22 protein-coding genes and 1 pseudogene are annotated in these 21039 nt (G+C 62.8%); 5 read left to right on the top strand and 18 right to left on the bottom strand.

What is annotated here, in order from left to right:
• Positions 1–19: 19 nt before the first annotated feature.
• The 5 genes and pseudogenes from M4578_RS10325 to M4578_RS10310 form a co-directional block, all read right to left on the bottom strand.
• Positions 20–301, bottom strand: coding sequence for a helix-turn-helix transcriptional regulator (locus tag M4578_RS10325; protein WP_010336149.1), 282 nt, complete (start codon positions 299–301; stop codon positions 20–22).
• Between the two features lie 136 nt (positions 302–437).
• Positions 438–1046 carry a DUF2285 domain-containing protein gene (locus tag M4578_RS10320; RefSeq protein WP_258093361.1) on the bottom strand — a complete coding sequence of 203 codons (609 nt, stop codon included), beginning with the start codon at positions 1044–1046 and terminating at the stop codon, positions 438–440.
• Between the two features lie 19 nt (positions 1047–1065).
• Positions 1066–1203, bottom strand: a pseudogene (locus M4578_RS25780) (transcriptional regulator domain-containing protein); the annotation flags it as partial.
• Between the two features lie 128 nt (positions 1204–1331).
• Complete coding sequence (locus M4578_RS10315) at positions 1332–1622, bottom strand: DNA -binding domain-containing protein (protein WP_462949809.1); 291 nt, start codon at positions 1620–1622, stop codon at positions 1332–1334.
• A 45-nt stretch (positions 1623–1667) separates the two neighbouring features.
• Positions 1668–1934 (bottom strand): helix-turn-helix domain-containing protein, encoded by a 267-nt coding sequence (locus M4578_RS10310; RefSeq protein ID WP_024899154.1) that lies wholly within the window; start codon positions 1932–1934, stop codon positions 1668–1670.
• 319 nt (positions 1935–2253) lie between these two features.
• On the opposite strand from M4578_RS10310, the gene M4578_RS10305 reads away from it, so the two are divergent.
• On the top strand, positions 2254–2574 hold the full coding sequence (locus M4578_RS10305; RefSeq protein ID WP_258093360.1) for a helix-turn-helix domain-containing protein: 321 nt from the start codon (positions 2254–2256) through the stop codon (positions 2572–2574).
• Complete coding sequence (locus M4578_RS10300) at positions 2552–3793, top strand: type II toxin-antitoxin system HipA family toxin (RefSeq protein ID WP_258093359.1); 1242 nt, start codon at positions 2552–2554, stop codon at positions 3791–3793. The genes M4578_RS10305 and M4578_RS10300 overlap by 23 nt, the downstream gene beginning before the upstream one ends.
• A gap of 94 nt (positions 3794–3887) precedes the next feature.
• Here M4578_RS10300 and M4578_RS10295 read toward each other — a convergent pair whose 3' ends face one another.
• Both M4578_RS10295 and M4578_RS10290 read right to left on the bottom strand, forming a co-directional pair.
• On the bottom strand, positions 3888–4214 hold the full coding sequence (locus M4578_RS10295; protein WP_024708792.1) for a DUF736 domain-containing protein: 327 nt from the start codon (positions 4212–4214) through the stop codon (positions 3888–3890).
• 568 nt (positions 4215–4782) lie between these two features.
• Positions 4783–5223: a hypothetical protein gene (locus M4578_RS10290; RefSeq protein ID WP_112830899.1), complete on the bottom strand. Its 441-nt coding sequence runs from the start codon at positions 5221–5223 to the stop codon at positions 4783–4785.
• A 232-nt stretch (positions 5224–5455) separates the two neighbouring features.
• Between M4578_RS10290 and M4578_RS10285 the strand changes: the two genes are divergently transcribed.
• Complete coding sequence (locus M4578_RS10285) at positions 5456–5956, top strand: hypothetical protein (protein WP_015740143.1); 501 nt, start codon at positions 5456–5458, stop codon at positions 5954–5956.
• 32 nt (positions 5957–5988) lie between these two features.
• Here the strand turns inward: M4578_RS10285 and M4578_RS10280 are convergent, their stop codons facing one another.
• The 11 genes from M4578_RS10280 to M4578_RS10230 form a co-directional block, all read right to left on the bottom strand.
• Complete coding sequence (locus M4578_RS10280; protein ID WP_024707710.1) at positions 5989–6915, bottom strand: DUF2493 domain-containing protein; 927 nt, start codon at positions 6913–6915, stop codon at positions 5989–5991.
• Between the two features lie 306 nt (positions 6916–7221).
• Positions 7222–8259 (bottom strand): DUF7146 domain-containing protein, encoded by a 1038-nt coding sequence (locus tag M4578_RS10275; protein WP_258093358.1) that lies wholly within the window; start codon positions 8257–8259, stop codon positions 7222–7224.
• A complete protein-coding gene (locus tag M4578_RS10270; protein WP_258093357.1) occupies positions 8259–12581 on the bottom strand; it encodes a strawberry notch family protein in 4323 nt (1440 codons plus the stop codon). Before M4578_RS10270 ends, M4578_RS10275 begins: the two co-directional genes overlap by 1 nt.
• A 148-nt stretch (positions 12582–12729) precedes the next feature.
• Entirely contained in the window at positions 12730–13374 is a 645-nt protein-coding gene (locus tag M4578_RS10265; protein ID WP_015740135.1) for a hypothetical protein, read from the bottom strand.
• Positions 13367–13783, bottom strand: coding sequence for a hypothetical protein (locus M4578_RS10260; RefSeq protein WP_015740134.1), 417 nt, complete (start codon positions 13781–13783; stop codon positions 13367–13369). The genes M4578_RS10265 and M4578_RS10260 overlap by 8 nt, the downstream gene beginning before the upstream one ends.
• A gap of 65 nt (positions 13784–13848) precedes the next feature.
• Entirely contained in the window at positions 13849–14397 is a 549-nt protein-coding gene (locus M4578_RS10255; protein ID WP_015740133.1) for a hypothetical protein, read from the bottom strand.
• Between the two features lie 198 nt (positions 14398–14595).
• Positions 14596–14760, bottom strand: a complete 165-nt coding sequence (locus M4578_RS10250; RefSeq protein ID WP_015740132.1) for a hypothetical protein — start codon at positions 14758–14760, stop codon at positions 14596–14598.
• 422 nt (positions 14761–15182) lie between these two features.
• Entirely contained in the window at positions 15183–15488 is a 306-nt protein-coding gene (locus tag M4578_RS10245) for a hypothetical protein (RefSeq protein ID WP_258093356.1), read from the bottom strand.
• 96 nt (positions 15489–15584) lie between these two features.
• Positions 15585–17723, bottom strand: a complete 2139-nt coding sequence (locus M4578_RS10240; RefSeq protein WP_258093355.1) for a ParB/RepB/Spo0J family partition protein — start codon at positions 17721–17723, stop codon at positions 15585–15587.
• 124 nt (positions 17724–17847) lie between these two features.
• The gene (locus M4578_RS10235) at positions 17848–18243 is read right to left on the bottom strand and encodes a DUF2958 domain-containing protein (RefSeq protein WP_024707719.1); all 396 of its coding nucleotides are present in this window, start codon (positions 18241–18243) and stop codon (positions 17848–17850) included.
• Complete coding sequence (locus tag M4578_RS10230) at positions 18240–19202, bottom strand: ArdC family protein (protein ID WP_258093354.1); 963 nt, start codon at positions 19200–19202, stop codon at positions 18240–18242. Before M4578_RS10230 ends, M4578_RS10235 begins: the two co-directional genes overlap by 4 nt.
• A gap of 221 nt (positions 19203–19423) precedes the next feature.
• Between M4578_RS10230 and M4578_RS10225 the strand changes: the two genes are divergently transcribed.
• Entirely contained in the window at positions 19424–20017 is a 594-nt protein-coding gene (locus tag M4578_RS10225) for a DUF6088 family protein (protein WP_258093353.1), read from the top strand.
• Positions 20010–21026, top strand: coding sequence for a nucleotidyl transferase AbiEii/AbiGii toxin family protein (locus M4578_RS10220; RefSeq protein WP_258093352.1), 1017 nt, complete (start codon positions 20010–20012; stop codon positions 21024–21026). The genes M4578_RS10225 and M4578_RS10220 overlap by 8 nt, the downstream gene beginning before the upstream one ends.
• The last annotated feature ends 13 nt before the right edge of the window (positions 21027–21039 follow it).

The following is a 21039-nucleotide window of genomic DNA, read 5'->3' as shown; positions in this document are numbered from 1 at the left end:
AGAGGGCTGACCGCCGTGTTCAGCGCGTAATGCGCTTGGGCGAGGTGAATGCGGTCGGCGGCAGAGGTTTCGCCGGGAGAACCTGTCCGCGTGGGTCCGACGTGGAGGTAACCGATCCGCGTGCAACCCAGGCTGCGAGATCCTCGACCGAATAGACAACGCGGCCGCCGAGCTTGTGATAGGCAGGTCCCGTTCCGTAGGTTCTGTGCTTTTCCAGCGTGCGCGCGGACAGGCTGAGGAAATCGGCAGCTTCCTTGGTGCGCAGGTAGCGTGGCGGCAAGGCGGCGAGATCAGGTCGCATGGGGTGGCCTCCGTGGTTGTGCAGGATGCCGCTGACGATCAACGGCATGACATGCGCACGGTGGCGAAGGCGCGGCGGCAAGGGGGATGAGGAAGATCGAAGGGGTAGAATCCTCACCCTCGATCAGACGTCAGTGTCAGGGTTTGCGACGATGGCGCAAAAGGTCCTGATAACCGCCGTCGATCAGCGCGGCGGCAGATCGGACAAGGGCGATGACAGAGGCGCGCAAAGCCGATGTCTTCCACGGCTCAGCGCGAACGCGCGCCTCTCCGTAGATGGCGATGGCAATCTCACGATAGGTCGCGTGGTTGGCGTTTCCGTCGGCAGCTTGCATCATCAGGCGAAACCGCCGGCGCTGATACGGCGTCATCCTGGGGTCGCGGCGCGCGGGTTTCCCGGCCAGCATGTGCCAGAGCCTGAGAATGGCTTCGAGCCGATCCGGCAGATTTTCGTCAAGTGGCAGAATGATCGCCGGCTGCGAATTGGCATCGGTGTCGGCGAGGATCAGATATTGAACGCCGTCTCTGGCGTCACAGACACCATATACCCCCTCTGGTCCGCAGATGGCATCAGCAAGATCTACCGATAAGGCGGACGGAGAAGGCGGAAGAAAATCGGGCGCTGCCCCGAGCATCAGCATGTCCGGATTGGCAACAGGCGACCAGATGACCGGTTGGTCGAGCGCGGAAAAGCCGGGGTCTGCCGGGAAATCGCAACCCCCAGCGATGTTGGACGTGATCCGCAAGGGGAAGATGCCCGGCGCCTTGCGCTACAAGGTCATCGAAACAGGCCTGATAGGACGCGTTACGGCGCAGGCATTCCCAGGCGACGCCCTCAACGGGCAGCGCATCGTAGAATTCATACTGGTCCTGGTCTCGCCAGCGGGATGTATCCGGCTTCATTGCTCCGCTCCTGGTTGAAACTGCACAGGTGGAGCGTGAAAGAATTGCGGTGCCTCTACCGAGATGGAAGCCAGAACAAGGACATAGGGTGATGCTCTGAAGGCATCACTGGTGCGACGGCGGCGAGGTCAGGTCCGATCTGTCGGATGACGCAGCAGCTGACGATAGCCGCTCTGTGTCATCCAGCGCGCCCGTCCCAGATGGCTGTCATGGACCTGCCGGGCGCGTTCAGGTTCCCGAACAGGATCAATTCCGAACAAAACATTAACGACTTCGGCCCATTCCGCCCCATCATCGGCCGCATCGAGCAGCCGCATATAGAGCTTGATATGCGCGCGGTCATATTCGGTCAGCTCGTCGCTAACAGGCGCGATGTCGTCGAAGGGGGCGACCGCGGACGTCATGTCGATGGTCGCCACAAGCCACAGGCCGCAGCAGCGGATCGATGATGGCGCCTGCGCCGATCAGACGTCGCGGATCTGTCGGTGTCTCTTCTCGTCTTGGTCATGAACCAGCAACACTCCTTGCCCGCGATCCGTGGACAGGAGAACGATCCCTGCTGCTTCAAGCGCCCGGCGCACCTGATCCCGCGTTGTCTCATACACCTCCAGCCGGTTCTCGGACTCGAGGCGCTTCAGGGCAGTTAACGATATTCGGGCCTTGTCAGCGAGCGTCTCCTGCGTCCAACCCAGTAACGCGCGCGCGGCCCGCGACTGTCGAGCGGTGATCATGCATGATCACCTCCCATCGCGACCGGCGCGCATTCCAGAACTACGGCTATTTTAGTCGTCTTCGCCCGATACGCCATACGAAATCGTCGAATCTGGCCAAGGCGTTATTTGCACGGCTGAGCACGCAGTCCGACTGATTCGCCTGTATGCCGCAATTGCAGCACTTGTGCTGGCGGTAGCGCCGACCATCGCAAGATGATCCCCAAACGCTCCATGGAAAATGATAATGATATGTTTGGAGATCATTTTTGTTGCATCCCACACCTGATATGATACCTATCCAGATCAATGCAGCAGAAATGATCCGTAAAGGCATCACATGAAGGCGGAAAAAGAAACACTGGGGCTGATCGGCGACCATTTTCGCCGCGCGCGTCTTGCAGCGGGGTTGACCCAGGAGCAGGTGGCCGATCTTGCGGGCATTTCGCGCCCGCGCTACCGCGACATCGAGACGGGGGCAGCAGCCGCGCGCACCACGACTTTGATCAACATTGCCAGGGCGCTTGGGCTGGAAATGATACTGGTCCCGCAGGCAATGGTGCCCGCCATCGAGACGCTTTTGCGCCCCGATGCCGAGGATGATCATCCGGCCTTCAGCCCGCAACCGGAGAGCGACGATGACAGCCGTCCGCACCGCTGAGACCATTACCGCGCTGGACGTGTTCCTGAACAGTGCGAAGGTTGGCACGATCGTCAGGACGCCGGGTGATTTCAACGCCTTCAGCCTTGATCCGGCCTATCGCGCAACCGGCGGCATTCCGGTTCTGAGCCTGTCGCTGCGCGCGGCATCAGGGGGCCTGCGCAAGGATCCGCGACCTGTCGCAGGCAGCCTGCCGCCCTTCTTTGCCAACCTGCTGCCCGAAGACCGGCTGCGCGAGGCGATGGAAAAACACCATGCGGGTAATGTGCGGCCGGGGAATGATTTCGATCTCCTGGCCACCCTTGGTGCGGATTTGCCGGGGGCCGTTCGGGTGCTGCCCAGTGACGGTCAACCCGGCATCGGGGCGGCGCCAACCCAAGGACGGCCCAAGGCCCGCTTCTCGCTGGCAGGCGTGCAGATGAAGCTCTCGGTGATGAAGAACACCGGCAAGGGCGGCGGGCTGACCTTGCCGCTCGGGGATGATGAGGGCCAATATATTGCGAAATTCCCCTCGACCGCCTTTCCGGGCGTGTCGGAAAACGAGTTCGCGAACCTCGCACTTGCCGAAGCAATCGGCATGGACGTGCCCGAGCGGGAACTGGTCAGACGGGACCAGTTCGAGGGGATTCCCGAAGAGTTCGAAACACTTGCCGAGGGGCTGGTCCTGCTCGTGCGGCGTTTTGATCGCGGGGCAGATGGGCAACGCATCCATATCGAAGATTTCGCGCAGGTTTTCGGCCTGTACCCGGCACGTAAATATGATGGCGCCGCCTCCCACGACATCGCCTCTGTGCTGAATGTGGCAATCTCGCCGTTCGCCGCGCTGGAGTTTGTCCGGCGGCTGACCTTCTCGGTGGTCATGGGCAATGGCGACATGCATCTCAAGAACTGGTCGCTGATCTATCCGGGCGACGGCGACACGCCCACTCTTGCACCGATCTACGACATGCTTTCGACCGTTCCCTACATTCCGGCAGATGGGCTGGCGTTGTCACTGGGCGGCGAGCGGGCCTTCAAGGGCCTGGCCCCGGCCCGCTGGAAGACGTTTGCCAATCGGGCAAGGCTTCCCGAGCCAGCCGTGCTCAAGGCCGTTGTCGAGACGGTGAAACGCATCGATGCGAAATGGTGGACACTACCGGAACGCGAGGTGGTCCCCCCGCCCGTGCTGGAACGGATCGACGCCCATGTGAAAACCATGATCCCGATCCTGACCGGCTGAGCAGTTCCAGCCCGGACAGGTCACCGGGCCTGGCGGCTTTCCCGCGGGCACGGGAAAGGCCCCGACCTTGCGGTCGGAGCCTTTGTTCCGCGCCTCAGTCGCCGCGGCGACCGTTGGGGCGGGACCAGATGAGCGAGAAGGTTTCGCCGTCTTCTTCGTCGAAGAGGTTGGCGTAGATCGGAGCGTTGAAGCTCGGATCGTCCAGCTTGAGGCCCAGATAGTCGCGGCCCTCGTTGGAGCGCTTTGACCAGGCGGCGCCGATTTCGGCGCGGCCGACCAGAACGCGGTGGCTGGGGGCGTTCTCGCCGGTGGCGCGCAGGTCGGGGACGATGCGCACGCCCTTGGCCTGGACGCTGAGGGTGACGATTTCGCCGGTGAATTCGTTCGAGCCGGTCTTCTTGAAGGTGCCGATGGTTGCCATTTTAAGTCTCCGATTTCCGTTTCCGAGCCCGCACCATTGCGGCCTCTATGGCGATCGTCCGGCCGGAGACGAACGCTGGCGCACCCCAAAGGGGCTGGACAGCACAGGAGAAACTTTCTTGTTCCGCGCGGAATGTCGGCTTTGCCGGCAGGGGAAGAAAGTTGTGACGACGCTGTTGCGCTAGGGCGGTCGAAGCGCATCGCGCTGGTCTTCGGCCAGATCAGGCCATTGAAGAGGCCGTTTGGAGCGGTCGAGACACGGGGGCTGAACGGAGATGTGGCAACCTTGAGGCTCCATCAGGATGACCTGACCGGCAACACCGGCCTTTCCTGTCACCATGCGTCTCAGATCATGCGCATCTCTGCTTCCGGCCTGTTCCACCGGCATGCCACCACCCGCGGGTTCCCGTCAGTCTGCACGCGCTGGTGCCGACCGTCCTGCGCTCCTATGGGCCGCGTCTGTGCCCCAGGTTGATCCGGTGATTGGCCGCTGTCTGTCACCATTTTCCTGACGAAGACGGAAAACGATCAGCATCCGCGTCTGGTCGCCATCAACGGATCATTGCGATTCAGGTTCGTGCAAAGCCGCCGTCCGCGTGGTCGGTTGCCGCCATGCCCGTAACGCGCAGGAACGCCGTCACGCCCACCGCAACCGCTCCGATCACCGAGAAGATGAGTTGCCATATCTCCGAGGGCATCATGTGCTTGACAATACCGAGCGTGGCGTAAAATCCGGCCATTCCCGCCGGAGCGACGAAGGCCAGAGCAATCAGCAGACGCGCCCACATCGGGCGGATCAGCATGAGCAGGCCCTGACCAACAGCCAGCGTTAGACCGGCGGCGAGAAGACCAACGACGATGCCGCCGAGCCAACCAGCCCCAGTATCATAGGCCAAGGCGCCTGCATTCAGGCCAATAAAGAATGGCAAAGCGAATACGGCGAGATTGAACAGCAGCCAGCACATGGTGCCGATGGCTGCGATGGAAACGAGGATTCCGAGAACGATCATGGTGGTGTCTCCGTGCAAAAGGTTGGACGGTTGCGCCTTCCACCACCACCACGGCGCAGCCACAGAATAGCAGCATTCCTCTCACCGGGCGAGATGAGATAGTTTGTAAGGTCAAGCCTCTCTGTAAACTTGCCGCTTGAACAAGAAAGCTGATGCGTCTGGTAGACCAGTATCGGCTCTACCTCTACGGTGGTTATATTGTTGGGTGGTGGAAGGCTGCGGGTTAAAGTCTATGGCAGAAATCGATTGGTCAGATCGAGCATTTTACGACGATGGCGAATGGGTAAGCTGGTCAGACATCGATGAGCAGCTTCGTCACAAGGAGTGGGGAGCGAAGTATCCAAACGCCATCCGATCAATGATCCCATATTTTGAGGACCTGATCTCACTCGCTGAGAGCTACCATCTGGAGACTGGCCTGCATTTGTCCGTGTATGGCGACATCGGCGAATTGTTCGGGGCCATCACCTACGGCATCAAGTTGAACAAGACCTACGCGCAGGGTTCGGACGGCAGGCTCGAAAACGATCATGTCGAAATCAAAACCATCACACCTTTCAAGACCAAGGACGTGGTGATGGTGGATACATCGAGGCATTTCAACAAGTTGCTCGTGGTCAAAATAAATGCGGAGTTCCAGGTCTCCGGGCGAATGGTCAGCCGCAAGCAATTGCCAAAGCGCTCAGGCCGTTATCTCCGGATTCGCTGGGAGGACCTGGCGCTCTTGCAGTAGTGCGGAATGGCGTTATGCCGAACCGGCAGCGCTCACGCGCTGCCGGTCCCGAAGCGATAAACTGGGATGCCCATCTTGCGAGCCTTGTCGGCCAGGTTGTCCTGAATACCCGTGCCGGGGAAGATGATGACCCCGATCGGCATGATGCCGAGCATCTGGTCGTTGCGCTTGAACGGTGCTGCCTTGGCATGTTTTGCCCAGTCAGGTTTGAAGGCGACCTGTGCGACCTTGCGGTTATTGGCCCAGGTGGCCGCGATGCGTTCCGCGCCCTTGGGCGATCCGCCGTGCATCAGCACCATGTCCGGGTGCTTGGCGTGGACCTGATCGAGCTTGGCCCAGATCGTCCGGTGATCGGTGGTGTCGCCACCCGAGAAGGCGATCTTTGGCCCGGCGGGCAACAGCACCTCGTTGTCGGCACGGCGCTTTGCGGCGATGAAGTCACGGCTGTCGATCATGGCCGAGGTCATCTGGCGATGGTTGACCCGTGAGCCGGAGCGTTGCGACCAGGGCGTGCCGGTAGTGCGCAGATAGATGTCGGCGGCGGTTTCACGGAAGGTCTCCATGCTGTCGCGGCGTTCGATCAGGCTTTGGCCTGCACCGATCAGGGTTTCGAGCTGGACGGATTTAACTTCGCTGCCGTCCTGTTCGCGTTGAAGGCGTTTCTGCGCCTGCTCGTTATCGTCGAGTTTGTGCTCGATCCGCTCGACAGCGCGGTGGAAGGTGTTGACGGTGGACCAGAGGATTTCGTCGAGGTCGAAATCGAGGCTGGTGTCGGCCATGGTGGAAATCAGGGCGTCGAAGATGTCGGAGACTGCGCCCTGGATGACGTGATCTTCGGGTGTGATCCGGGGATCGGCCTCGTCTTCGGAGGGGCGGTAGCCGTAGAGTTCGAGTTCCTCGATGGCATGGCCGGTCGGGGACGTGCTGTGATCGGGTTCGAAATCGTCGTGCGCGTACATGGGATGCTTCCGTCAGTTGGACCGCGACCGTCGCGGCCTTCATGGCGACGAAAGCGCACGGGCGCTCCGGTCTGGCAGCGCGAGCCTCTGGCGAGTGCCTTGATGGCAAAGCCCGGCTGATTTGTTTCGCGCTGTAAAGGCGGCTCCGCCGCCGACGGAAATCAGTCGGGCGCCGCCATTGCCTGACCGGAGCGTTTGTGGGCCGATCGCCCTCTCGGAAGGCCAAGGCGCGGTCCTCTGCTGATGACAGGATGCAGCCTATGCGCATGACAGGATCGGAACGCCCCGATCACGGATCCGTACCGGCTATGCACTTGAAGCCGTGAAACGGCTGACGTCCTCGGGAGCGATTTGCACCCGGATCTCTGCCCGAACGGCATCCAGCCCGTGAGTTGCGAGATCTTCGTTGAAGTCCCCCATCATGGGCGAGAGCGTGATAGCCTTGATCCCGGCCTCGTGCGCCCGGTTCACCAGGCTATCACGGGCGCTGTCACCTGCCGGATCGTTGTCGCGGACGATATAGAGCGTGCGCAGTTGCGGCGGAAACAGGATGGCAGCGAGATGTCCGGCCGAGAGCGCGGAAACCATCGGCATGGTGGGCAAAGCCTGACGCAGCGACAGGATGGTTTCGATACCTTCCCCCGCTGCCATGGCATCCTTCGCATCCCCGAAACGAACCGCGTGTCCGAGCAGGTCGCCCATTGCCTTCCTCGGCGGATCGACAGGTGCTTTGCCCGAGCCGTCCGAGGCCAGCCATGTGCGGTGTGCGCCGGTGATCCTGCCATCGAGGTCGGTAACGGCGGCGATCATGGCGGGCCAGGTTTGCGTCGGGCCATCGTCCTCGGGGCGCCAGTAGCAGTTGGGATGGAAGCGCAGATTTGCGGTTTGGCGTAAATCCGTAATGCCGCGTCCGCGTAAATACGCTTCTGCGATGCTGCCGATCAGCGGCTGTGTCATGCGCCAGAGGCGACGTGCCGCCTCGGATGATCCCGATGGTGCAGGCGTTCGGGACGGACGGGATGACGGCTGCAGTTCAGGATGCGGCAGGCTGAGGAAGTGCCGGGCTTCTTCGGCAACATCTGCGAAGTCGATGAGACCGAGCGAATCCCGGATCACATCCAGCAGATCGCCATATTCACCCGTGGCCGAGTCCTGCCATTTACCGGCAATGCCTTTCACGCTGTCGTGCAGCCGGACGAACATGGAGCGGCCAGCCGTGTTTCGGACATCGCCAACCTGCCAGTAATTGCCCTGTTTGCGACCATTCGACAGATAGTGACGGCACACCGCCTCGGCCTCTCGGCCGAGACGCTGCGCCAGTTCGGAAGCGTTGAGACGCGCCATTATGCGGCCTCCCGCTCACCGATGCGCTCAACCGGGAAGCGGTCAAGCAGTTTACCGGTGATCTCCGGTCCCGTTGCATCGACAGGCACGAAGAAGCGCAGTTTCCACGAGATGATCTCGCTGAAGAGGCCATAGGCCCGCAACCGGTCGCGCATCGCGTCAGTAAAGCCGGTCAGTTCGATCCGGTTGGCGCCCATGACCCGGACGCGGCGCAGTTGCAGCCCCTCGGCGAGATCAAGGATCGTGCGACCTTCGATCAGCGCGGCATAGGCGGCATCGGGTGTCAGGCTGCTGGTAACGCCACTGGTCGAGGCATTGGCAGCCCATGCCGGCGATACCCGGCGACCGATGATGCGTTCGCCCTCGTCGGTCTGCAGCCGATAGACGCGGGAGGAGTCCTGCGGCAGCCGTTTCCAGATCGGCAGAAGCAGCCCAGTCACCATATGCAGAATGCTGTCGGTGAACTCCGGCACCTCGGCCAGTTCTGCCTTCCAGGCCACGGTGAAGTCGGCACGGTCGGCCTCGATCCAGTGGGTCTCGCCCATCGCCCGAACCGGAATGTTCATCGCCTCCATGGGCCGGATCAGCCGCACGCGCCGTTCGATCTCGCCATCATCCAGCATGACGCTGGTGGTCGGGATCTGCACGGCGGCACGACCGGATCGCTCGTTGATGAGCAGTTTGGCACGCGGATCATCCAGTTCAGCGACGGCCGCATCGAGCGTGACCGGCTGATTGCGTTTGCGCTCGGTGAGCGTCAGGAGCCGGGTTTCCGCGCCGGTGCCCGGATGGGTGTGGATCACTTGCCGGTCGGTGACGATGAAACTTTCGGCCTTCAGCGTTTCCAGCCCCATATCATAGGTGCCGGATGCAATCGCCCCGTCGATACGCGCCTGCAGAAGCTGCTCGAAGGCCGAGAACAGGATGCCCTGCAACTCGATGGTCAGCGCCAGCAGGCGGTTGAGGAAGGTGGTGATCGGCGGCAGGTCGTCCTTGATGCCGGTCGAATCCATCAGCTTCAGGCCGGTGGCGGCTTCAAACCGCTCCAACGAGCAGCCCTCGACCTTGCCGCGCACGATCAGCAGATAGAGCTGGCGCAGCGCATCGCGGGCATAGGCGGATTCCAGATTATCCTCGGGACGGAACAGCCCCTGACCGCCGGTCTGACGCTGGCCGCGTGTGATCGCGCCCAGCGTGTCGAGGCGGCGGGCGATGGTCGAGAGAAAGCGCTTCTCGGCTTTGACATCCGTGGCGATGGGTCTGAACAGCGGCGGCTGCGCCTGATTGGTGCGATTGGTGCGGCCCAGCCCCTGAATGGCGGCATCGGCCTTCCAGCCAGGTTCCAGCAGGTAATGCACGCGCAGCCGCTGGTTTTTCGCAGAGAGTTCGGCGTGATAGCTGCGCCCCGTGCCACCGGCATCAGAGAAGACCAGAACGCGCTTCTGGTCATCCATGAAGGCCGAGGTCTCGGCAAGGTTGGCAGAAGGCGCACGGTTCTCGACCGCAAGACGTGCCGATACCCCGTCACCCTTGCGCACGATCCGGCGTGAGCGGCCTGTGACCTCGGCCACCATATCCGTGCCGAAGCGCTGCACGATCTGGTCGAGCGCTCCGGGGACAGGCGGAAGCGAACCCAGCTGCTCCAGCATCTCGTCGCGCCGCGCCACGGCTTCGCGGCATTCCACCGGCTGACCATCGCGGAAGACGGGGCGTGACGACAGGTTGCCCTCGCCATCGGTGAAGGGTTCATAGAGCTGCACCGGGAAGGAATGCTGCAAATACGAGCCGACATACTCCCTCGGCGTGACATCGACGGAAATATCGTTCCATTCCTCGGTCGGGATCTCGGACAGCCGCCGTTCCATCAGGGCTTCGCCAGTCGAGACGATCTGGATGACGGCGGCATGGCCCGCTTCCAGATCGGCCTCGATGGACCGGATCAGGGTCGGGGTTTTCATGGAGGTCAGCAGATGGCCGAAGAAGCGCTGCTTCGTGCTTTCAAAGGCCGAACGGGCAGCAGACTTCGCCTGCCGGTTCAGCGTCCCCTCGCTGCCGGTGATGTTGGCGGCTTCCATCGCCGCGTCCAGATTCCCATGAATGACGGCGAAGGCGGCAGCATATGAGTCGTAGATGTGCCGCTGTTCGTCCGTGAGCTGATGCTCGATCAGTTCATATTCGACGCCATCATAGGAGAGTGAGCGGGCGGTATAGAGGCCGAGAGATCGCAGGTCGCGGGCCAGCACTTCCATGGCCGCAACGCCGCCAGCTTCGATCGCCTCGACGAACTCGGCACGCGTCTGGAACGGAAAATCCTCACCACCCCAGAGGCCGAGGCGCTGCGCATAGGCGAGATTGTGGACGGTGGTGGCGCCGGTTGCCGAGACATAAACCACGCGGGCGTCGGGCAGCGCATGTTGGAGCCGCAGGCCCGCACGTCCCTGCTGCGAAGCGGCGACATCGCCGCGTTCTCCTTTTCCGCCACCGGCATTCTGCATGGAATGGCTCTCGTCGAATATAATGGCTCCATCGAAATCGGAGCCCAACCATTCGACGATCTGCTTGACGCGGGAAACCTTCTCGCCCCGGTCGTCGGAGCGTAGCGTGGCATAGGTGGTAAAAAGGATGCCTTCCGACAGCGTGATCGGCTTGCCCTGCGGGAAGCGTGACAGAGGCGTGACAAGCAGCCGTTCCATGCCAAGCGCCGACCAGTCGCGCTGCGCGTCCTCGATCAGCTTGTCGGATTTGGAGATCCAGATCGCCTTGCGCCGACCGCGCAGCCAGTTGTCGAGAATGATGGCGGCGGACTGGCGGCCTTTGCCAGCGCCGGTTCCGTCACCGAGCATGAAGCCCCGGCGAAAGCGGATCGATCCGGCAGCATCCTCGGGTGCAGCGCTCACATTGTCGAAATGCTCGTCCACGGTCCATGCACCCGCGAGATGATCGGCATGGGCTTCACCAGCATAGATCACCGTTTCAAGCTGGGCGTCCGACAGACGCGCGCAGATGTCAGCGGGCAGCATGGGCCGGTAGGAAGGCTTCGGCGGTGCGACCGAGGCCATGGCGGCGGATTGCACCAGCTTGGTCGGATGCGGCTGCGCGCCAGCAATGCGCAGCGATTGCAGCGCATACTCCTCATAGATCGCGTCGGACAGGCGAGTGCCTTCCGGTGGCGACCAGTCCACGGTTTCATAGGCAAGTTCGACGCCCTCGATATCGTTATCCGGAGCAGCGGCAGGCCGCGGTGCTGTCACACGGGCCAGATAGCCGCGCACGGTTTTCGGAGCGGCGGTCAGAGCGGGTGCCACGATCTTCGGCAATGATACCGGCGAACGCTGCGGGACATGCGCCTCGATCCATCCGATCAGCGTGGCAACATCAGGCGCGATCCCCGGTGAGGCCGGAAAACTCGCCGGATCCTCGGCGGGCAGTTTGTCGATCACGGTCAGCCGCGTGTCGATCGTGGTGCCGTGCTTTGCATAGACCGCACCATCAACGGCAGCGCTGAACACCACGCGACCACGGGCCTGCAAGCAGATGAAAGCCTCCCGCCATGCCGGAGCTTCGGGGCCGAAGCCAGAGCCGGTGATCGTCACCAGCCGGCCGCCCGGAGCAAGACGGGCCAGTGCCGAGGCAACATGGCGATAGGCCGCATCAGCGACACGCCCGCTGACATTGGCCATGACCGAGAATGGCGGGTTCATCAGCACCACGGACGGCACCGCATCCGGGGCCAGATGGTCGTCGATCTGGGCGGCGTCGAACCGGGTGACGGCAAAGGCCGGAAAGAGTTGAGCAAGCAGATCGGCGCGGGTCTCGGCGAGTTCATTGAGGATCAGCGAGCCGCCGATCGTCTGCGCCAGGATCGCCAGAAGGCCGGTGCCTGCGGACGGTTCCAGCACCCTGTCATCAGGCGTGATCGCGGCAGCGGTCAGAGCGGCAAGGCCGAGGGGGATCGGCGTCGAAAATTGCTGGAAGTTCTGGCTTTCCTCGGAACGCCGGGTCTGCGTGGGCAATAGTCCCGCGATCTTTGCCAGCACGGAAACCCGTGTAGCCGGAGACGCGGCTTTACGGAAAAGCGCCTTTCCGTATTTGCGCAGGAAGAGAACGGTAGCGACTTCGCAGGCCTCATAGGCCAGCTTCCAGTCCCAGGCGCCTGTGGCATCGGACGCGCCGAAGGCCGTTTCCATAGCACCGCGCAATGTCACGGCATCGATGCGCTGGCCGCGTTCGAGATGGGGGAGCAGAAGACTGGCCGCAGCCAGGATCGCGGGCGCAACCGCCAGCGGCGTGACCGGATCGGCCACGGGAAACACCATGTTCATGTCGGAAACCTCAGGAGAGCAGAAATGGAAGAGCCCGGACAGCGCGCTCTCTTGACCGCCCGGACTCAACCCGTTCCGGCCCGCCTCTGACTCTCAAAGCGCAGCATGCAAAAAGCGCCCCGACCGGATGGCGGGGCGCTTGTCGTCATCAGCCGAAGCGGCGACCGGCTTCGGTGAAAGTGTATTCGTTGGCGGCGATGGTTTCATCGACCGCCTCGTCCGAAGACAGATGATCATATTCGCGCTCAAGCTGGCGGTAGAGCCAGCGGGCCAGATCGCGCAGCGCCTCGATGATCGTCTCCTCGGCATCGCCGGTCATGTCCTGGTATGTCGGACTATCGCGCTCGACCGAGATCGACATGCAGTATTCGTGGTAATAATGGCCGCGATGGCTGGCATCGGCGCGAAGCTGATAGAAGTTGCGGCGCTGGACCGCCTGAAGGGCATCGGCGATACGATGCAATTCGGTGTCCTGCGGTGCGTGCTCCCGGATAAGGCGCGGAGCATGTTTCCGGTAGGAATACCACGATTCAAAGCACGCACCGTCACCTTGCGACCAGAAGCCCCGGAACCAGATGCAGGGTTCCTGCCGGGTGCCGCCGCCCATCAATCGGACGGTGCGGGTCTTGAGGTTCAACCCGAGGATTTCCGCGATGCGCTGGAAATCCTCATAGACGGCATCGTACCAGTCATAGTCGAAGCCGCCCTCACGATACCAGGCACGGGCCTTGTCCTTTGCCGCATCAGACAATTCGTTGAGGCGATAGACGGTGGTTTCGATGACCTCAGGCATAGGGGTCTCTCCCTTCCAGAACCGAGGAAAGCCAGCCATCGGTATAGATCCAGTCCACTGTCTCGCCGGTGGCGAGATCAAGGACATGCGCCCCACCACCAAATCCGTCGATGCGCGGTTTCGAGCAGCTATTTGCGTACTGGAAACCCCACAATCCACTCAGGCCAAATTCGGCAGCGCAGCGTTTGACGAATTGGATGACATGCTCAGGGTCACCCGTGACATCATCGCGCATCCAGAGTTGCGTACCGCCATGCTCTGGCTGGATGGAGAGCAGGAAGCCATCCGAGGGCGGATCTTCGGCGGCATTGTCATCCGCCAGAGCGTTGTAGAGATTGAGCGCGCGGGCAGCGTTTTCGGGGGTGCCTACGTCGAGGAGGCAGGAAAAGTGCGTGTAATAGTCGGCCATGACGGTCTCCGAACATGACATGGCCCGGCGTATGGCCGAGCCGAATGTGATGGAAAGGGTGAAGCTCAGGCGGCCTGCGGCAGGCGGAGCAGATCGGCCGAGGTTTCGCGCCAGAAGGGATCGACCAACCGGGCCTCCAGCGCAGCGGCGCGGTAACGCAGCCGTCTCGCATCACCGGGGTCCGAGGCCCGGAATGCCATACCGCGCAGGCGGCTGGCCTCGGTCACGATCCTGCGTGCCTCGGCATCGGATGCGACCGGTTGTTGCCAGAGGATAATGCCGGCGCGGATTTCACCGGCGAGGACCAGGCGCTGATCTCGGTCCTGAATGAGCATGATGCGCGGCTGAAAATACGGGAAGCTGTCCGGCCCCGTGCAAATATCACCGCGCGCCACGCGCAAGGCTGCGGCCTGGATGGCCTCTTCCGGTGACGGGCATTCCCCAAGCGGGATCATGCGGTCGAAGCTGTTCGCCGCGTCACTGGCGTCATAGTTGGCGACGCCCAGGCAAGAGATGCGCAGCGGCAGCTTTTGCGCTCGATAAAGCGCGGGCAGAACATCGGCAGCCAGAATCTGACCGATGGAACGGAAGGTTTCGGAACGGACAAAGGTCATCGGGATCACTCCATGACGGGCGCCGGTGAGCCTCTCTCTCCGACCCTCAACCCGTCACGGCCGAACGGCCCGCACTCTTCCTCTCTGACCGGGGCAGCCCGGTTCCGCCGTCGGCGATGGGCAACCATCGCGACGCGCTGAAGGCCCGGTCGCGGGCTTGTCGCGGCCAGGCCGTCGGGGATGAGGCGCGGTCGCGCCTTACCCCCAAGGATCCAGCTCCAGCTTCACCATGTCGTCGTCGCCGTCGAACTCGGCGGCGGGACAAGCGGCGTGGGTGCCGTCCCCGGCCTGGAACACGACGATCTCGACCATCAGCGTGGCGGCGAGGCTGGCGGCGAAGGCGGTGGCATCTGCATAGGACATGGGTTCCGGCTCCTGTCTTTGGAGGCGGGGGACCATCCCCCGCGCGACAGGCGCCCGAAGTGTCTGACCGGATCTGCAATCACCCTCGGGCGTTCGGACTTTTTCCGAATCCCCGAGGGCGGCACGCTCGCGTAAGCCGACCCTTTACGGGTTGATTGTCAAAGAGACGGATCGGACCAAGGTTTGCGAATGGAAGCGGGGGTGGTGCTTTGCATCTGACAGGATGCCGGATACCCGCCCGCAGATGCTCTGCCGCGCCAGCCTTGCCGCCATGCGGGCATCAGGATCGTGTTCCCATCAGGCTGGAAATGGCCGTCGCTTGCCCATGTGCAGGGATGGCCGGGTTTTGTGGTGAAGCTGGAGGTGGACCTGTGGGGTGAACAGCTATCATCCTCACGGCCCGACACCCCGCGATCGGGTCTTCAGGTCCAAAGCCCATCGGCGATCTCACGCGCGATCATAACGCGGGCCTTCATCATCAGATCGTCGCCTGATGTGTCGACATGACCGAAGAAACGGGCACGAGCGCCATGAGCCGTCCAGTCGGCGTAGCGGCAATATTCACGCGCACTAAGCCGAAAAACCCGCATGTCTTCGGCCCAATGGGGCTTTGGCTCCACAACCACGGTGATGCCGTCGCGGGTTTCCTCCCACGGCAAGCTGCGCTCCGATGGGGGATGTTCGTGATCCTCAAGAAAGATTTGATTGACGTCGATGATGGCGGGCATGGAAGCGCTCCAATGAAAAAGCCCGATCACAAGGACCGGGCGCGTTGCGGAAACGGAGGGTGCAAACGGGGCAGCCGAAGCCGCCCCGCCTGAGAACTATTCAGCAGCGACGATATGCTGTTCTTCCTCTTCGTCAGCCGGGTCGTCATCGCCATCGCCGGAGAGGAAGTCGGGCAGATCGTCGGCTTCTACGTCAGCGCCCGTGGCCGAATCTGTCCCGATTCCGTCATCCACCATGCGCAGCGGCTCGGGCAGCCAGCCGGTTTCGGCCAGCAGGCGTTCGGCCTCTTTCGCCATGTCGCCCTTCTTCAGATGCCCGATCAGATCGGCGGCCCGATCACCGGCCCCTTCGCGCACGGCTTCAAGGATACGGGGCTTGGTCACGCGACCGAGATAATTGCCAACCGTCGGCCGCCAGCCCACGGCTACCATGTCAAGGTCGGTCGAACGGGCGAGCCGGTCAGCCTGCGACAGGCGGATGTCCAGCCCGTGCTGACTAACGCCCGCGCCGCTGTAAGGGTTGGGCTTTTCATAGAGCGCGTTGACACCGAAGCTGACGCAATGGGCGAGCAGATCCATGCGCGAACCGTCGTCCAGATCGGTCAGCCAATCCCAGAGGGCGGCATCGTCTGCCGGGACATGATCGCCCCAGCGTTCGTGGCGGTCAGCGATGGCCTTGGCCGAAGCGCTATCGCGCAGATCCTCGGCCTGAGCGGGCAGATGAACCTCCCGGACCTGGGCTTCGAGGCATCCCTTGCTGGAATGCGGCATGAAGCAATCCATGACCAGCCTGTGCAGCAGTGCCGTCATAGCGACATGCGGGTTTACTGCCACCGCATCCCGCAGCGCCAGCGTCCGATGCGCGGTCAGCTCGCTGACCAGGCGATCGGGCAGCGGCTTGATGATGTCGGCCTCGTCTTCCTCCTCAGTTTCGACCGCCTGGCCGCCCAGCGTGATAACTGCACCCATGCGGCTTACCTCCGGTTCTGCCCGCTGGATCACCTCGCCGGTTTCCGGGTCAACGATTTCAGCTTCCGGTTCCGCAGGCGTTTCATCCTCGGCGCGAACATAGCCGCGCTCGATCAGCAATGCGCCATCGGCGTCGATGCTGATGAAGACACCCGCCATGCTGATCTGGTCCGGCTCGAAGGTCATCGGACGGCGCTCGAAGGTTTCCAGAGCCAGTTCGATCTCACCCAGGCGGGCGTCGATCTCGTCAGGCAGCTCGTCCGCCTCGCCATATTCGACTTCAAGCCGGTCATACTCGTCGCGCAATGCTTCGCGGGTGGCGCGTTCCTCTTCGCTCAGATCGACCGTGGTGCCGACAATCTGGCGTAGGCCATGGTCGTGACCATAGGGGAAGGTGATGGCGACCTCGATCCATTTCCAGCCCTCGGCGGCGATGGCTTCGCCCTCGGCCTTCAGTTTTTCGCCCACCAACCGGTCGAGCAGCACCGGATCTTGCAGCCAGCCACCATCGTCCTGCTGAAAGAGATCACGCAGCACGCAGCCGCCAGCCTCTTCATAGGCATCGATACCAACGAACACCGCCCGTTTGTCGGCGGCGCGGACTGTGGTTTCGGTCAGCAGGCGGCGGATGTGGTAGGGTTCCTTCTGCCAGCCATCCCTGATCGCTTCCCAGACCTGCTCCTGACGGGCATGGTCAGAACTGACGCTGAAGGCCATGAGTTGTTCCAGCGTCATGCCGTCCTCGGCATAGACGTCGAGCAATGCCGGTGAGACGGAAACCAGACGCAGGCGCTGTTTCACCACCTTGGAGTCCACGAAGAAGGCTGCAGCGATTGTTTCCTCGGTCATGCCCTTTTCGCGCATGGCCTGGAAGGCGCGGAATTGGTCGAGCGGATGCAGCGGTGCGCGCTCGATATTCTCGGCGAGCGATACCTCGTCGATCAGCACATCGGCGCTGGCCTCCGACACCACGCACGGGACCGGCGCGATCTTGGCGAGGCGCTTCTGCTTGACCAGCAGTTCCAGCGCCCGGAAGCGGCGACCGCCGGCGGGCACCTCGAACATGCCGGTTTCCTTGCCCTCGGCATCCACGACCGGGCGGACATGCAGGGACTGGATCAGGCCGCGACGGGCGATAGACTCGGCCAGCTCCTCAACAGAGATCCCGGCCTTGACGCGCCGGACGTTGGACTGGCTGAGCACCAGTTTGTTGAAGGGAATGTCGCGCGAGGATGACAGGGTGATCTTTTGAACGGCAGTGGCCATGTCAGTTGCTCCATGACGGACGCCGGTGAGCCTCTCTCTCCGGCTATCAGCCCGTCACGAAGCGAAGCGCCGCCCTCTTCCTCTGAAGAGAGCGACGCCAGCCGCAGAACCTGAAACCCGGAAATCAGGCACTCCGGTTTTCCGTATCGGCGGATGTACGGGAAAAGCTCGCGCCGACGCGGTAGAGCAGACGTTCGGCGGCGCGGATGCTTCCGGTCTCGCGAGCCGCCTCGGCCCAGACCGAGATCGGGAAATCGCCGGTGAACAGCAGATCGCGCTCGATGCCCATGCCGAAGGGCAGCCGGACTGACTGCATCTCGCCAAGGCTCCACGAACCCAGTTCGGGATAGCCGAGATCAGCCAGGCCGAACATGATGTCGCCATCCTCATCCAGTTCGGTAGCGAGCCAGACGCCTTCACCGAGGGGATTGAAGAACTTCACGACCGGGATGTGATCCTGATCGCGCTGGCGACCATTCACCAGCAGGCGGTCTCGCTGTGCGCCGGTCAGGAGGATCATGCCGCAGCCCTCCGCTCAGTTACGCTCGCATCCGGCTCTCCGGTGTCCTCGGCAGGCAGATACGACAGCAGCCAGTCCGCCGCCTTGCTGGCCTGCGAGGCCGCGCGGACAATGGCGCGGGAATCCTCGCGCATGACCTCCAGCCACGATCCGATGTAATCGGCATGGCGGACGGTCGGCACGATCCCGAGCGCGGCGCAACTGAAAGCTGCGGTCTGTTCGGCAATCATCTCCTCGAAGGCGTATTTCTTCGAGCCGAACGAGCCGGTCAGATCGCGGTTGAGACGGCTATGATGGCCGCTGGCGTGACCCAGCTCGTGCAGGGCTGTGCGGTGCCAGTTGATCGGCTCGAAATAGGCTTGCGGAGGCGGCACCTGCACATAGTCGAGGGACGGCATATAGAAGGCGCGATTGCCACCGATACGAAAGTCGATGCCGGTGGCCCGGATCAGCGCCTCGACCCGAGGCTCGATCAGGCCCGGCGGCGGTGGCGGCGCGACTGCCGTGATGTCATCGGGCAGGCCATCGCATTGTGCGGCATTGAAGACCGTGAACCGCTTCAGGAACGGTATGGCATGCGCATCCTCACCCGTCTCACGGGCACGGCGTTTTTCGTCCTCGGGGGTGAAACGGTCGGCATAAACGACGGTCGTGCCGCGTTCGCCCTTCCTGACATTGCCGCCAAGCGAAAGCGCCTGGCGGAACGTCAGCCACGCCTGAGCGGGGAAACCATGCTGGATGACAGCCCCCCAGAGGATGAGAATATTGATGCCGGAATAGGACCGGCCGGTTGAAGCATTTCTCGGCAGGCCCAGCGGGGCGGTATCAGGCGACGCACCCCAAGGCTGGACCCATGGCAACCGCCCTTGCTCCAGCTCGGCGATGATCTTGTTGGTGATGTCGTCGTAAAGGTTGCTGCGCGCGCCACCTTCCGCGAGGTTACGACCCTGTCTGGCCATCGGGATGATCTCCGCGACGGGCGCCGGAAGCCTCTCCTCCAGCCCTCAACCCGTCACGGAAAATCCGTCCGTACTCTCACTCTGAAGGGGGCGTTGCGGGGATCTCCCCGCAGAAGGGGTAGGCAGAGACCAAGGCTCGGCCGCAGGGGAAGGCGTTCCCCTATCCGGACTTCCTTGAAAACTGTCAGAAACTCGCGTATATTTCCAACAGGAGAAAGACGATGACACGGCTGACCGAACAGATTCTGGCACATACGACGGGACTTCCCGAAGGGATGCCCGTGTCCGCCAAGGGCTTGCTCCACCTCGGAAACCGGGCGGCCGTGGATCAGGCATTGTCGCGTCTGTCCGAGCGCGGGCAGCTCATCCGCGCCGGTCGTGGCGTCTATCTGCGTCCCATCGCCAGTCGGTTCGGCACGCGCACGCCTTCGGTCGAGCAGGCTGTCGAGGCTCTTGCAACCCAAAAAGGGGAGATCATCGTTTCGAACGGAGCCGCCGCGGCGAACGCGCTTGGCTTGACGACGCAGGTGCCCGTCCGCTCGGTCTATCTGACCTCCGGACGCAGCCGAAAGATGCACCTCGGCAAGCAGGTCGTCGAATTGCGGCACGCGCCGCGCTGGCAACTGGCCCTGGCCAACCGCCCCGCAGGGGAGGCCGTGCGGGCGCTGGCTTGGCTCGGCCCCGAAAGGGCGGAGGCCGCGCTCACGACATTGAAACGGAAGATGCCGCCCGGCGTGTTCGGCGAACTGGTCGCCGCCGCGCCGCAGTTTCCGACATGGCTCGCACAGAGCGTCGGAAAGGCGGCCTATGGCTGACGTTTTCCTCCAGCTTTCGGCCGAGGATCGGCGTGATGCACTGGGCGTCGCTGCCGACCGTTCGGGTCGCCCCACCCATCTTCTCGAAAAGGATGTGTGGGTGGTGTGGGCGCTGGCGACCCTCTACGCGGCACCGCTCGGCGAGCATCTGGTGTTCAAGGGCGGCACGTCGCTGTCGAAAGCCTATCAGGTCATTCGCCGGTTTTCGGAGGACGTGGATCTGACCTACGACATTCGGGCGATTGCGCCCGATCTGGTTGGGGACAATGGCGAGGGTCTGCCGAAGACACGAAGCGAGGAAAAGCGCTGGTCCAGCGAGGTCCGTCGGCGGTTACCGGCATGGGTCGCGGAAACCGTGCAGCCTGTGATCGAGACCGCACTGGCCGTCGAAGGTCTGGCGGCGGCCGTCCGGGTCGAGGATGAGAAGCTCTTCATCGACTATGAGGCGACCGCAGCCGGGTCCGGCTATGTGGCTCCAAGCGTCATGCTGGAGTTCGGCGCGCGCTCGACGGGCGAACCCGCGAGCTTGCGCGACGTCGTCTGCGACGCGGCCGGCCTGATCGACGGCCTGGTGTTTCCGACGGCGCGGCCGCGCGTCATGCACGCGGAGCGGACCTTCTGGGAGAAGGCGACCGCCATCCACGTCTTTTGCCTCCAGGAGCGGCTGCGCGGCGACCGCTTCGCGCGACATTGGCACGATGTTGTCCGACTGGACGAAGTCGGCTTTGCGGAAGCCGCTTTTGCCGATCGCGACCTGGCCAACGCTGTCGCCCGGCACAAGTCGATGTTCTTCGCAGAGAAGGCTGCCGACCGCACGCCGATCGACTATGCAGCGGCTGTCAGCGGCGGCTTGCAACTCGTGCCGGTCGGCGATGGCGCGAAGGCGTTGGAGGATGACTATGCCCGCATGGTTGAGGATGGACTGCTCTTCGCCGACGAGGAGCCGTTCGAAGCGCTCATGGCGCGGTGCGCTGATATAGCCGCGCGCGCGAACAGAGCAGCCAAGTAAGAAACTGGGAGGA

The sequence above is a fragment of the Salipiger pentaromativorans genome (genome assembly GCF_024721115.1).
GTDB classification, from domain to species: Bacteria; Pseudomonadota; Alphaproteobacteria; order Rhodobacterales; family Rhodobacteraceae; genus Salipiger; species Salipiger pentaromativorans.
This window is presented reverse-complemented; position numbering and strand designations above follow the sequence as displayed.